This is a genomic window from Natronoarchaeum sp. GCM10025321, from assembly GCF_042663585.1.
Classification (GTDB): domain Archaea; phylum Halobacteriota; class Halobacteria; order Halobacteriales; family Natronoarchaeaceae; genus Natranaeroarchaeum.
Map to the genome: position 1 here is coordinate 145937 of NZ_JBHTAN010000001.1, position 13613 is coordinate 159549.

The following is a 13613-nucleotide window of genomic DNA, read 5'->3' on the forward strand; positions in this document are numbered from 1 at the left end:
GAAGTTGCTCGGCGAGGCTAACTCACTCTTCGTAGTAGTATTCGCCGCTGGCCTGTTGCTTCCTGTCGAGTTGGCTCCCCGGCTTGTTGACCCGCGGTCGGCCCGTCCCTTCGTCGCGCCGGAAGGTGATGCCGAGCGAGGAGAGAAACGCGTTCATACCGTCTCTAAGTGACTGTGGCGGGGTTGCACGGCCGTTCTCTCCTGACGTCCCCTCGAACACAGTAACCCGGTCGGCAACCCGGTCGATCACGAAGAGGTCGTGGTCGACGACGAGAACGGGCTTGTCCGTCTGATCGCTGAATCGGGAGATCTGATCGGCGAGGGAGACCCGCCGGTCAACGTCCAGAAACGCGGATGGCTCGTCGATGAGGTACAGATCCGCCTCACGGGCGAGGCAGAGCGCGATGCCGACTCGCTGGAGTTCGCCACCGGAGAGCGAGTCGAGCGACCGGTCGTACAACGACTCGATTTCGAAGGGATCGCGGATCCGCGTTATGAAGGCCTGTGAACGGATGTCCGTGATCGGTTGGAACTGGCTCCGAACCGTTTGGTCACTGTCTGCGCTGAGATGCTGTGGCTTGTACGAGACAGTCGGCGAAACCGGAACGGTCCCGTCGTCAGCATCGAGGCTTCCGGCCAGGAGTTTCACGAACGTCGTTTTCCCGAGCGCGTTCTCTCCGACGATACCGATGGACTCCCCTGCGTGAATCTCTCCGGGGTGGACGGTGAGCGAGAACCCCGGGAACGACTTCTCCAGTTCCGGATAGTCGAGCACGGTCTCCGAATCGGAAAACGGATTTTCGAGAGCCTGGGCGAACTCGATCGACCGGCGTCGGATTTGGACGTTCTCCTCTTGCAGATAGCCCTCAAGAAACTGGTTGATGCCGTCACGGACGGATAGCCGCTGAGATACGACGCCGAAACTACCTGGTTCGCCGTACAGGACGTGAATCCCGTCCGAGACCAGGTCCAGTGTAGCCAGATCGTGTTCGACGACGAGCGCCGCCGCATTGGACTCCCGGACGTGATCGTGAATCGCCCGTGCGACGGTGGTTCGTTGCTTGACGTCGAGAAACGAGGATGGCTCGTCGAACAGATAGAGGTCTGCATCGGTCGCCAGCGTCGAGGCGATAGCGACCCGCTGGCGTTCGCCGCCAGAGAGATCAGCCAGGGACCGCTCCAAGATCGGTCGCAGTCCGAGTTCGTCGACGAGTGGATCCGAATCCTCTAATCGATCAGCCAGAAGTTCTCGGACCGTCCCGGCGTCGTCGGAGAGGGTGTCGACCCGCTGCTCTTTGTAGGCCGTCGTAATCTCCCCGTCCCGAAGCCGTTCGAGATGGGTCTGGAGGGTCGTCCCGCGGAACGATGTGACCGCCTGATCCCAGTCGAGTTCCTCCTCGGCGCCGAAGTTAGGGACGGAATCGCCGGCCAGGATTCGAAGGGCTGTACTCTTTCCGATCCCGTTCCGGCCCAGAAGTCCGACGACCTCCCCATCCCTGGGCGCAGGGAGGTTGTGCAGTCGGAACCCGTTGTCTCCGTACTGGTGGACGAGCTGGCCGCTCGCGGACGGGAGCGGAAGGATTTTGATCGCATCGTTGGGAATCTTCTTCTCGATGAGTTTGTGTTCGGCCATCACGTTCGCATCGTCGATGTGGAGTTCGCCATCGTCGGTGACGTGAAAGCCTTCGTGCCCTGATCGGTTCAGCGGGTCGTACTTGAGCGCGATATCCCGCACTTCGTCGGTGACCTCGTACTGGTCGATGATCGCGACGTATTCTTCTGATTCTGTGTTTGTCATTATCGTATTGCCGCTCGGGTCGCCCGTGCTGAGACGTGAGTGCTGCGTTCGTCGAGGAACCGACAGTGGGGCGAAGACGCCTCACCGATGCGGCGGTCGGTTACGGCACTCCGTCAAAAAATCGCGCTCGACTTCCCGCGTCTCGCAGACCCTCCCGGTACGTTCCTTGTTCGCCCTTTGGTGATCACCGAATGTGGGCTTGACGGTACAGATTGTCCGTGATAGGAGTGAACATCTCAAGACTAAGTAGCTCATTCAAATTATTTTTCTTTAGATATATAACAGCAAATTACTACTCACTATACGTCGAATTATTTATTGAAGATACTCTTAATTTCTAATACTATATTTTATCACACGCTGAATATAGGCCGCAAATCGTTCACTCCCCGCCTGCTAGATATTGATCTCGAACAACGTCTTGATATGGAATTGAAGTAGACGGACGTAGTCGTCGCGGCTCTCGTCTACCCTCCTGAAACGATTAAGCGGATCTCTCTCGTAGTTCTCGTATGTCGACAGTTGGTACAGATCGATCACGCGAACTCGATCAAAGTGAGGGGGTTCTGTGAGTCTCTTCGGACGGCTCTCGTTCGTCATACGGTCGTGGGCGAACGCTCTGTTGAACCGAGTTTCCGATCCAAAGGCTGAACTGGACTACTCGTATGAACAACTGCGCGACGAGTTACAGGCGATCAACCGTGGAATCGCTGAAGTCACGACCCAGAAGAAACGTCTGGAAATGCACCGCACTCGCCTTCGCTCGAACGTCGAGAAACACGACGATCAGGTCCGCGAAGCGATCCGTCAGGATCGGGACGATCTGGCCAGGCGTGCGCTCGAAAAGAAGCACACAACCACCGAGCAGATTGCGGATCTGGAAGAACAGATCGAGCGTCTCCAGGCGACGCAGGACCAGATGGTCGAACGTCAGGTCGCGCTCCGCGGCCGAATAGAGGGCTTCCGAACACAAAAGGAGGTGTTGAAAGCTCGCCACGAGGCCGCCCGGGCCTCTGCCCGCGTTGCCGAGTCGTTCAGCGGCGTCGGCGGTGATCTAACGGACGTGAACCGCGCCATCGAACGCGCGACCGAACGTACCGAGCAGATGGAAGCGCGAGCGGCCGCCCTCGAGGAACTAGAGGAGACCGGCGCCTTCGACGACATACTCGCCGAAGGCGACGAGATCGACCGCGAACTGGACCGTCTCTCAACAGATCACAGAGTCGAGCAGGAACTCGAGGATCTGAAAGTCCAACTGGGGCGAGACGCGGAGCTCCAGACGGAACTCGATGACCCGGCCAGCTAAATGTGGTTATGAACGGATCGTCTCTACGAGCTTCGAGGAACGTGATCAGTCAGACTCACAGGCACTGTCGGCTCTGTCGAAACCCTAAATCGGCGATGTATTTCGGAAGTCCTGCTGAACACAGGGCGCATAGTTTGCAAGGTGACGGGTGACGTTTCGTCAAACTGGGACGGTTGCTGTAGGCGAGATACAACTCACCCGGTTTTAAGCGATCACAATAATGGGGTGGAATATATAGGTTTTGATGGTGTATACCCAGTAAGATGGGGGTACTCGAGATCCTACGCGGTGAACGAGATGGCAGTAGCTGTGATCTCTACGAGTGTCGGAACTGTGGGGTGAAAGTCTCCCCAACGATAGATGAGTGTCCAATCTGTGGATCCGCCGAAATCGCTTGCTTCAACTTCTAGATTCTGCATTCCGACGCCACCGAGAATCCTCATTGAAGGCTTCCATCCAAAGAGTTCAGTCCGATAAACGTAGCCTCTGTATCTTGACACGCGTTTCTTTCCAAACTCGGAGCAGATCAACGACATCGGCACTACGTTGCCCATCTGTATTGACCGCACCATGGGTCTGAATGTGGTATCTGCTGAGGATTTCGACAAAGCCGACTGAATTGATGATTCGCTTCGCCGTCAATCACACCGGTAAATACCGAGCATCTTTTGATTTCCCCTACGTCTACGAAAGTATGGCCCGTACCGCTGTCATCGCCGGCGTCGGCCCTGGGCTTGGAGAATCGATCGCGCGACGGTTCGCCTCCGAGGGACTGGCAGTCGGCCTACTCGGCCGGAGTACAGACTATCTCGAATCGCTGGCAACCGAGTTACAGGGGGCAGCAGGCGACGCTATCGCCGTTCACTGTGATCTGGCCCAGCCAAGTGATATCGAGCAAGCATTCACCGAATGTCGGGAGGCGTTCGGCCCCGTCGACGTCCTCGTTAATCACGCCAGTTCAGCCTCCTGGAAAGGGATTACCGACGTGTCCGACCGCGAGTTCCAGCGAGCGCTCGATGTCGGCCCTCGCGCAGCACTGCACTGCTCACAGGAAGCCGTCGCGGACATGCGGTCGACAGATGGGGACGGCACGATCGTTTTCACGGGGGCGACCACGTCAGTCCGAGGCCGGGAGAACGCCGTCGGTTTCTCGGCGGCAAAGTTCGCCTGTCGCGGAATGGCCGAGTCGATGGCCAGAGAACTCGGTCCGGAGGGCATTCACGTCGCTCATGTGGTCCTCGACGGCCAGATACTCCCCCCGGACGGCACCGGCACACGCGACGAGGAGGAGTTCCTCGACCCGGATGCCATCGCCGAGAGTTACTGGCATCTGGTCGAACAGGACCGCAGTGCGTGGACTCTCGAACTGGATCTACGCCCCCACGTCGAGGAGTTCTAGTTCCCCGGGAGACGTGCTCCGCCTCGACGACTGGCTGTCAGCGCTGGACCTGTGGATACGATTGGCTCTGGCCCGAACTGTTCCGGGCGATGATCTCGGCGATGGCGTTGCGGCGGTCGTCATCGTCGACCTCGGTTCGCTCCGCGTAGTGGAGAACCGTCAGATCGAGACACGCGTGCAGCAGTTCGTTTGCACCGAACCGGTAGCGATCACTGGACGAGCCACGGTCGACCGGGTCGTCCGTCCTGAGGTGGTGCTGGACGAACAGCACGCCACCGGGAGCAAGCGCCTCCTTGATGTCCGGGAAGCGATCGATAGCCCTGTAGAAACTGATCGTGACGAGGTCGTACGTCGCTGGCTGGAACTCGTACCGCGTGGCATCGGCCTGGATCCAGTTGATCCGGTCCGCGATGCCGCGCTCACGGGCGTTTTCCCGGGCGATCTGCAGTCCTTCTTTCGACTGATCGATCGCATCGACCCGATAGCCCTCCGACGCGAGGAAGACCGCGTTCCGACCGGTGCCTGTCGCGATATCGAGCGCTCGACCGTCCGGACAGCTATCGAGATACCGACGTAGCGTCGGCGAGGGATCCGGATCCGTCGGATAGGATCCTTTCCGGAACCGCTCGTCCCAGGAGGTCATACGATATCACGCCCGAGTCTATTCCTCGGCAACTCTCTGGCGGGAGCGTCTGCTACCGATCCGGAATCACCAACCCTGGATTCTGAGACCAGATCGACGCCCTTCCAGCAGTCCGAATCGTCGACTTCGCCTGAAGCAGGCGCGTCGTGTGTTCGCAGGTCAGACATCGTATCGTCTGTGAGTGCCACGTATGATAACTCTCCCGTCGGTCGCCCTGTTTTTGCCAGTGGCATCTGATCGGCAAATACTCCTCATCTCGACGCCCTCGCTGTGAACAGTCGGTCAGACCACCGGAATTGGCGACACGAATCCCAATCCGAGATTCGACCCGCTCAGGAGGACATTATACCGCTGGACCGAGTAGGACTTCGAAATGCCCGTCGAACTCGAATGCGAGTCCTGTGGACTCCGTCACACTATGCGCGATCGCGTGTTCGATCGCGATGAAAAACGAATGGTGTGCCCCGAGTGTGGTGCGTACCCGTTTTCGGTCCATCGAATCGGCATTACGTGGCACCCGTCCTCAGACGGACAACCGTAGCACATGCCGGGTCGAATCTCTCGCTTGACCCCGTATTGGGTAGCCCCAAGGGGCCGGATCCGATAGAGGTGAGTTCTTTCCACGGGTAGTACGGCCAGTAGTCGATTCGAGGGCCTACTGCCCTGGGCAGATGCCGATTCAGTCGGCGACGTGCTCTGCCTGCCTCGTCTTATCGACGTCTAACGGATCTGTCGAGGACGTCGCAGTCACCAATCGTAGGAACTTCCCGGCGTTCGTGAGGAGCTTGTTTTCCGCCTTCCGGAGGTGTTCTTCGTATGTCGACCGAGCGACGGCCGTCTGATCGGCCAGATCACGGAGCGACGTCTTCCGTGGTTGCTCGTAGTAGCCGCTTTCGAGCGCAAGTCGAAGCGCCGCCATCTGCCGATCAGTTACCTCCTCGAACAACTGATCGACGGGCGCCAACATGCTGTGTGGGATCTGTTGTTCCGAAATAGCGATCTTCGAGAGCACTTCGATGTCCCTGTCGTTCTCTAGATTCTGCAGGAGGGCTCGAACGTCGGCCTCGTCGAACGCGATGACCGTGTAGTGTTCCCAGCCCTGTCGATGGATCGTCGGTGGCTGATAGAGGCTGTTAAACTCCTCGAACCGTTCGATAATCGAGTCTTCTAGCGAGCAAAGACAGGACTGTGTGACGACGTGGAGACCTGACTCGTCGTTCGAGCGGTGGAGGATCGTCCCCAGTTCCTCGATCTCTGTGAGTAGTTCGTCGGGTGGGGATTCCGGCGCGGTGATCTCGATCACCTGACAGTCACTCAGATACCACTCCCGGATCGTCAGGTCCGGGTACTGTTCCGAGATCTCTCGATACGGACATTCGTGTTTGACTCGGAACGAGGCCTCGTACAGGCTCATACGGGAGAAAAGGGGTTTGAAAATATTAAGGGTACCGGTCATGTCCGGCAGGACCCATATCCTGATACCCCGTGTATAACTGAGCACTGATGCCAGAGATCAACCCCAATCGACTCAGCGAGCGTTTGCGAACAGACGGCGACGACGTAGTGGTCCTCGACGTTCGCCACGAAGCAGATTTCGACGAGTGGCACATTCCGGACAGCCGCAACATCGATGTCTACGACTCACTCACTGCCGACCCCGACTCGGCGAAGGACGCGCTGTCAGATCTCCCCCGAGACAGGGATATCGTCACCGTCTGTGCTGCGGGCGTTGTATCACAGACCGCGACGGACGTACTTCGGGAGATGGATTACAGTGCCATTACGCTCACTGACGGAATGAACGGCTGGAGTCGCGTCCACCGGCATGCAGACGTTCCAACCGAACTCGATGCCACGGTAGTGCAGGTCGCCCGGCCGGGCAAGGGCTGTCTCTCACACGTTCTCATCTCTGACGGAGCCGCCCTCGTCTTCGATCTGTCCCACTACCTCGACGAATACGAGGCGATCCTCGACGACCACGACGCCGAACTGATCGGTGTCTTGGACACGCACGCCCATGCTGATCACGTCTCCGGGGCTACGGACCTCGCCAAGCGACACGGCGTTCCGTACTATCTCCATCCGAAAGACGCGCTTGCTATCGATGCGACCCCGATCGAGGACGGCCAGACCGTGACGGTCGGCGATCTGGAAATCGACGTAATCCATACGCCCGGACACAGCGAAGGGAGCGTCTCCTTCGATATCGACGGTGCGGCTCTGATCACTGGCGATACGCTCTTTCACGAGAGCGTGGGGCGCGTCGAACTCGGCGTCGAAGCCGGGATTGAGGATTCCGGCCTCGAAGAGAACGCCGGGACGCTGTACGAGAGCCTCCAGCGCTTGCTGGACCGGTCGGACGATACCGTCGTCTTGCCGGCACACGATCCCGGCTCCCCCGAACCGCCAGCGATGGCAACGCTGGGCGAGGTGAGAGCGCAGAACGCTGATCTCGGACGTGACCGCGAGGAGTTCGTCGAGACGCTTGCTGCCGACGTTCCGGAGCATCCACCGAATTTCGAGCGTGTCAAGCGAACGAACGTCGGACAGGAATCAGTTCCTGCCGACGAACTGGCCGACCTGGAGATGGGTCCAAACAACTGCGCTGCCGAGTAATCCATGAGTACGACAACTGAGCTCAAACAGGGAATCCGCGAGCATCTCGGACAGTTCTCGCTCCACGTCCTGCTGGTTTTTGCCACCGGGCTGACGATCGGGTCCGAGCGCGCTGTTGTCCCCGTCCTCGGTCGAGACGTTCTCGGCGTCGAGTCACTGTTCGTTATCGGGTCCTTCGTCGTCTCGTTCGGGATCGTAAAATCGATCCTCAACCTCTACGCAGGCAAATGGGGCGAGGAGTACGGCCGCAAGCCCGTCCTCGTACTCGGCTGGGCGACGGCACTACCGCTCCCGCTTATTCTGATCTTCGCGCCTAGCTGGGGCTGGATCACCGTCGGGAACATTCTGCTCGGCATCAATCAGGCGCTAACCTGGAGTATGGCGATCAACGCCAAGATCGACCTCGCCGGACCTGACCAGCGCGGTCTCGCGGTCGGTATCGACGAGGCGTTCGGCTACAGCGGTGTCGCAGTCGGTGCCTGGATCACGGGCGTCATCGCCGGCCAGACCAGTCTCCGACCCGAACCGTTCTACTTCCTGGCTGCCGTGGTCGTGCTGGCGTTTCTCATCTCGATCTTCCTGATCAAGGAAACGCTCCAGTTCGCACAGGCAGAAGGTGACGACGACCATCAGGATGCGAACCTGCCGTTCATGGCCGTACTCAAGCGCGCGACCTACGGCGATCGGACGCTGTTCGCCGCGGCACAGGCCGGCCACATCGAGAACTTCGTCGACACGCTCTTCTGGATCGCTGTCCCGCTGTACCTGACCAGTCAAGGGCTCGGGATCGCGGCGGTCGGCGTCGTGGTCGGCGTCCACAGCGCGATGTACTTCCTGCAGATCGCAACTGGGGGACTCGCAGACCGCATCGGTCGTCGTCCCCCCGTTATCGTCGGGATGTTCCTGGCTGGAGGCGGCGTGCTCGGGATGGTGCTCGTCAAGGGCTACCTTCCGTGGGCCGTTCTGGCGGCGGCCTCCGGGCTAGGGATGGCGTTGCTGTATCCCAACCTGATGACCGTGCCGAGCGATGCCGCCCACCCGACGTGGCGCTCCGCCGGCATGGGCGTCTACCGGATGTGGCGTGACTCGGGCTATGCAGTCGGCGCAGTCCTGATCGGCCTCGCGATGCAGTTCGTCACCATCGAGGCTGCGTTCTACATGACTGCAATCCTGATGTTCCTCTCGGGTGCTATCGTGTACATCTGGATGGAAGAAACCCATCCCGACTTCGGCACGCACGAACCCCCGTCACCTGCACCGGAGCCACCGACGCAGGTGATGTCTGAGGACTGATCTCTCTTCGCGGTAAGATCCAGAATCTGCGTCTCAGGCCACCATCACGGTCTGCCAGCCACGGTGGGTTTCGTACGTACCAGCGACCGAAGCGCATCGCTCCCGCCCAACGTGAGCGGTGTCCCGTGGCCCATACAGGCAACCTCGAAACCGGGTGCTCGTTCGACGAGTGATTTGATACTCTCGCGCACCTCGTCCGTGTCGTAGCTCATTACCCAGGGGGACGATTCCAACTCCCCATCCGATTCCGTGACCAGGTCGCCGAGGAACGCAACATCCCGCCGCTCGCTCACGTACGAGAAGTGCCCCGGCGTATGTCCGGGCGTGTGGTACGCGGTGAACGACCCGATCTGATCGCCGTCTTCGACGGTATAGATGTCCAGAGATGGCTCAGTCACGAGGAAGCCGATAGCTCGCTGGAGAGCACCTTTGTGGTTGGTGAACGGTGGTGAGCGGTTTCCGGTCAGGACACCGCCATCGAACTCGCCCACGTAGACTGGCGCGTCGAGTGCAGGCTCCAGCGCGGCGAGCGTGCCGACGTGATCGAGATCGTAGTGGGTTACCAACACACGTTCGATATCGCTGACAGCGTACCCAACCTCGGCGATTCCCGTTCGGAGGGTGTCTTCGTCGAACGGTGTGCCGGCGTCGACGAGCGTCAAAACGTCGTCGTCGACCAGATAGGCGTTGACGCCACGAAGGTCGAACTGCCAGACTGACTCGGTTACTCTGGAGACCATATTACTATAGTGTACACAGTGTGACAAAGTATATCTTAGGTAAATACTCCGCTGTGGGACGAATTCGGCAATGTGTTCCTGAGTGATTGGGAACGTGAGCAAGATGTGACTATGGCGATTCACGCCGCAGTAGCGGAAGCCAACACAGTCGACGCCGATACTCCGATTCCATGTTACTCGAATTCCAATTTTGCCCACTCCATCCCGGTCGGATCCTCGGGCGGCTCGAGCGGGCTCGATGGCAGGTCCCCTCTGAGCACCGGTTTGTTATATGCTCGCGGGGCGACATCGTTCGGTCCGCCGGGGGAGAACAGTGACGCGAGCAGTTGGATATGCCCACGCCCGACACAGAGTTCACACTGGCCCTCCCCGTAGATACTGATGTCCTGGTTCTCACAGTACTCGATCGTATCGAGGAGTGACCGGACGGTCCCGAACCGCGATGGGGCAATCGAACACCACCGCGGTTCGAACGGCACGTCACGAAGGTCGGCCACGCTCCTGATCGGCGCGCCCCACGAGAGGCGATCCGCATTCGCCGCAAGCAGGTCGCGAACGGCGTCGGAGACGGCAGGGTCTGCCACGACGGCGTCGGGGAACGTCTCGAAGACCCGTTGATAGAGCGTGGAATCCGGGGGGCGGCCGTCGTCGGACCCCTCGGGCTGGCCGTTCAGGTCGAGGACACGGACCGCATCGGTCTCCGCGAGCGTCGCAAACGTCTCTGCAGTCCACGCGTCGGTCGGTTCGAGTGCGAACTCGCAGCCGGGGTTGCCCGCGAGTATCTCTTCGACTCGAGTGGTATCACCCTCCGGGACCGGTGGGCTGGCGACGAATCGAACCGATGGTCGCTCCCGGTCGAGGCGAGCAGCCAGAGTCGTGTCGTTTTGCTTGAGTGCGAGGTCGAGTGCAGCACTCTCGACCGCCCAGCGCCGATAGGTCCGCGAGATTTCCTGCTCGGGGGGCTTCGTCGGGAAGAGGTCGACGTCTTCGAGCGACCGCGAGAACCCTTCGAGCGTATACTCGCCTTCGAAGTCGAACACCGGCGGCTCGGGCAACGCCTCGTGATCCACCGGGTCGTGCGTGACGTCTTCGCCGGCGCCGAACTCGTCGTCTGCCAGCAGGACAAACGTGGAGGTGACACGAGTCGCATCGCCCGCCATCTCTCGACGGCGGCTGGTCCGATCCGTGCCCGACACTCTCAACGGGAGGTCCGCAACGCGATTGTATAACGTCATCTCGCGGGCCCGTAAGTGTACGCGAGCGGCGACCCAGTTCCGGTGCCGGTACTACGGTAGAACACACTCGTGAACGAACACGACCAGTAGCCGTGGTGGGCCTGTAGTTCCATTGCATAGAGTATAGTGTGGTATTCACAAAACTATTGGGTTCCGCTCGGCAATCGGTATCCGGGCGGATTACCCCCCGCACCCTCAAGTCAAAAGGAAATGAATAACAGGCCACTCAGGACCACGACACCCAGCACGACAGAGACGAGCCTCCCCAACATGTAGGTGCCGAGAATCCACGCCAGAATGGCTTTGAGGAACGTATTCGCGACCGCGGCGATGACGATTCCCGTCGTGGCGACCTCTGTGGAAACAGTGCCTTCCGCTGCGAGTTGGCTCAGCGTTATCGTCATCGCATCGACGTCGGCAAGACCGGAGAAGAACGCGGTCGCGTATATTCCCGACGAGCCGAACCACTCGTTAGCGGATTCTGAGACGAGCAACACGACCGCGAAGATGACCCCGAAGAGGAGGGCTGGCCGGAGGCGAAACGGGTTGCTGAGCTCTTCGGCTTCGACCGTCTCGTCGGACGCAGTTAGCCAGTACAACCCGCCGGCAGCGACTGCTCCGACTACGGTCATCGCTCCTAATGGTACTGCCACACTCGGGAGCAACTCGGGGTTGACGACCGCGATTTCGATGAGCGCTCGCGGGAACATCACGATGGAGGCGGTGACGACCGCGAAGGCACAGACGTGATAGAGCATCGCGCTCTGAGTCGTTTTCTCCGCCATCGAAACCGTCGTCGCGGTGGAGGAGACGAACCCCCCGACGATTCCAGTGATCGCAATACCTCGCTCGGGACCGAGCGCCTGACCGAGCACGTAGGCCACGAATCCAAGGCCGGTGACGAACACGACCATCAACCAGACGAACCTCGGATTGAGTCCGTAGAGGAGATCGACCGACCGATCCGGCAGGGCAGGGAGGACAACGAGGACCACGAGAATGAACTTTGCCGATGCCCGTCGTTCGCTTGCTTCGATCTGATCGGCGAACTCGTGGACGGGATCTTTCACCGAGAGCAACACCGTGACAAGCCCACCGATGATGATCGCGACGACCGCTCCTCGGTTCGAGTGCATCGTCATCGCTCCGAGGACGACTGTGATGAGGGCCGCCACGAGCGTCGTCAGGCCGATGTCGCCTTCGTACCAGACTTTCCCGACGTACGCAATGGTAAGCGGCACGGCGAGTGTTCCCACAACGAGCGGAAGCATGCCCGGAAAGAACGCCTGAACGAGAGCCCCATAGAGTGCGATGAGCGGGAACGTCCTGCTCCCGGCGAACGATCCGCCCGACTCGCTTTGCTCTCGCTCCAGACCGATGAGTGCGCCGAGGCCACCCGCGAGAAGGAGATGGATGATAATTTCGGCGAGTGGAGTAGTCATAGGATCGATCATTATGTAATGTATCAATCCAGTGGGTTATCAAACAATAGTACGGGCGCATTGCGTGCGCTGATTCGTTTAATTCTGGCTAGCGTAGGCCCCGATCTTACGAGGGGCAGCTACCGCCTCGATTCGTAGCTCTCTCCAAGGGATCCGGCGGAACAATTACTGATACAAATGGTGGACAGAGAGAACATGAATCGATCAGTGCCGCCAAAAATTACCCTGTCTGATGCTTCCTCGTCGACGAGCCGTTATTTCACGTCGGAACTCGACGCACGGGAGAGCAGAATACACTGCGACACCACCGAAAAGGAGAGCGAGGATGGTCAGGACGGCCACACCGGGGACGACTCCATTCAGGGCACCATCAAACCACGTAACCTCGATGACGGTCATCACGTCCTGATCGACCATGAGCGAGCGTGTCGCATCGACGCCGTAGGTAACGGGGTTGAACCGGGCGAACGTCTGAATCCAATCTGGAAGTGCCTCGAGAGGGAGGAACGCACTCGAGAGAAACAGTAGCGGGAACTGCAGCAGGTTTGCACCGATGATCGTCGATTCCTGATCCCTCGTGAGAATCGCCAGTGCGTTCGAGAACGCGACGAACCAGAGCGAAAACAGAACGCCGATGGCGATGATGCCGACGACACCAACGAAACCAGTGAGAATCTCTGCGCCAAGCAGGACGCCAAGGCCGACGATAATCTCCACCTTGAGTTGGGGTTGCCGCTACCGACTTCGGAGTTAGTCGCTCTCGCTAGTTTCGGGACGCCATTCCCACTACCGCTTGCGTGAATCATTGTTCCCCAATAGCTTATCGCATGGTCTTACATCGAGGTCCACTGCTCGGGGCGCTTGAGCCAATTTTTCTCGAAAAGGTCAGTACCGTCACCGAGGTCGGTATCGAACTCGTCGAGCAGGCGCTCCGTGGGGGTAACGTAGCGGCGACGCTCCACGGCCCCGACAACCCTGGGACACGCACCTACGTTTCGGTACCAACACTACTCGTCACTGGTCAAGAGGACCTGCCCCACCGCTGACAGAATCCGTCGACGGGCCGAGCGGTTTTTTTCCTCGTGTGCATCCTGTGTCACGCCCGCCACTAAGAAATGCGACAGATACGAGCGGACGTCCG

Annotated in this window: 11 protein-coding genes and 1 pseudogene; 5 read left to right on the plus strand and 7 right to left on the minus strand. The window is 59.5% G+C overall.

Going from position 1 to position 13613, the window contains the following annotated elements; genetic code table 11:
* Positions 1-22: 22 nt before the first annotated feature.
* A complete protein-coding gene (locus ACFQL3_RS00690) occupies positions 23-1798 on the minus strand; it encodes a ribosome biogenesis/translation initiation ATPase RLI (protein WP_377050494.1) in 1776 nt (591 codons plus the stop codon).
* 568 nt (positions 1799-2366) lie between these two features.
* On the opposite strand from ACFQL3_RS00690, the gene ACFQL3_RS00695 reads away from it, so the two are divergent.
* Both ACFQL3_RS00695 and ACFQL3_RS00700 read left to right on the plus strand, forming a co-directional pair.
* Complete coding sequence (locus ACFQL3_RS00695; protein WP_377050496.1) at positions 2367-3104, plus strand: PspA/IM30 family protein; 738 nt, start codon at positions 2367-2369, stop codon at positions 3102-3104.
* A 694-nt stretch (positions 3105-3798) separates the two neighbouring features.
* On the plus strand, positions 3799-4503 hold the full coding sequence (locus tag ACFQL3_RS00700; protein WP_377050498.1) for an SDR family NAD(P)-dependent oxidoreductase: 705 nt from the start codon (positions 3799-3801) through the stop codon (positions 4501-4503).
* Between the two features lie 37 nt (positions 4504-4540).
* On the opposite strand, the gene ACFQL3_RS00705 is transcribed toward ACFQL3_RS00700, so the two are convergent.
* Both ACFQL3_RS00705 and ACFQL3_RS00710 read right to left on the minus strand, forming a co-directional pair.
* Positions 4541-5146: a class I SAM-dependent methyltransferase gene (locus ACFQL3_RS00705; RefSeq protein WP_377050500.1), complete on the minus strand. Its 606-nt coding sequence runs from the start codon at positions 5144-5146 to the stop codon at positions 4541-4543.
* Positions 5147-5825: 679 nt separating this feature from the next.
* Positions 5826-6560: a helix-turn-helix domain-containing protein gene (locus tag ACFQL3_RS00710; protein WP_377050502.1), complete on the minus strand. Its 735-nt coding sequence runs from the start codon at positions 6558-6560 to the stop codon at positions 5826-5828.
* 89 nt (positions 6561-6649) lie between these two features.
* On the opposite strand from ACFQL3_RS00710, the gene ACFQL3_RS00715 reads away from it, so the two are divergent.
* The gene (locus ACFQL3_RS00715; RefSeq protein WP_377050504.1) at positions 6650-7762 is read left to right on the plus strand and encodes an MBL fold metallo-hydrolase; all 1113 of its coding nucleotides are present in this window, start codon (positions 6650-6652) and stop codon (positions 7760-7762) included.
* Positions 7763-7765: 3 nt separating this feature from the next.
* Entirely contained in the window at positions 7766-9055 is a 1290-nt protein-coding gene (locus tag ACFQL3_RS00720) for an MFS transporter (protein WP_377050506.1), read from the plus strand.
* A gap of 44 nt (positions 9056-9099) precedes the next feature.
* Here ACFQL3_RS00720 and ACFQL3_RS00725 read toward each other — a convergent pair whose 3' ends face one another.
* The 4 genes and pseudogenes from ACFQL3_RS00725 to ACFQL3_RS00740 all read right to left on the minus strand — a co-directional run.
* Positions 9100-9795, minus strand: a complete 696-nt coding sequence (locus tag ACFQL3_RS00725) for an MBL fold metallo-hydrolase (protein WP_377050508.1) — start codon at positions 9793-9795, stop codon at positions 9100-9102.
* A gap of 173 nt (positions 9796-9968) precedes the next feature.
* Entirely contained in the window at positions 9969-11030 is a 1062-nt protein-coding gene (locus ACFQL3_RS00730) for a hypothetical protein (protein WP_377050510.1), read from the minus strand.
* 200 nt (positions 11031-11230) lie between these two features.
* Positions 11231-12472: an MgtC/SapB family protein gene (locus ACFQL3_RS00735; protein ID WP_377050512.1), complete on the minus strand. Its 1242-nt coding sequence runs from the start codon at positions 12470-12472 to the stop codon at positions 11231-11233.
* Between the two features lie 254 nt (positions 12473-12726).
* A pseudogene (locus tag ACFQL3_RS00740) lies at positions 12727-13183 on the minus strand (ABC transporter permease); the annotation flags it as partial.
* A gap of 116 nt (positions 13184-13299) precedes the next feature.
* Between ACFQL3_RS00740 and ACFQL3_RS00745 the strand changes: the two are divergent.
* A complete protein-coding gene (locus ACFQL3_RS00745) occupies positions 13300-13518 on the plus strand; it encodes a hypothetical protein (RefSeq protein WP_377050514.1) in 219 nt (72 codons plus the stop codon).
* Positions 13519-13613 lie beyond the last annotated feature (95 nt).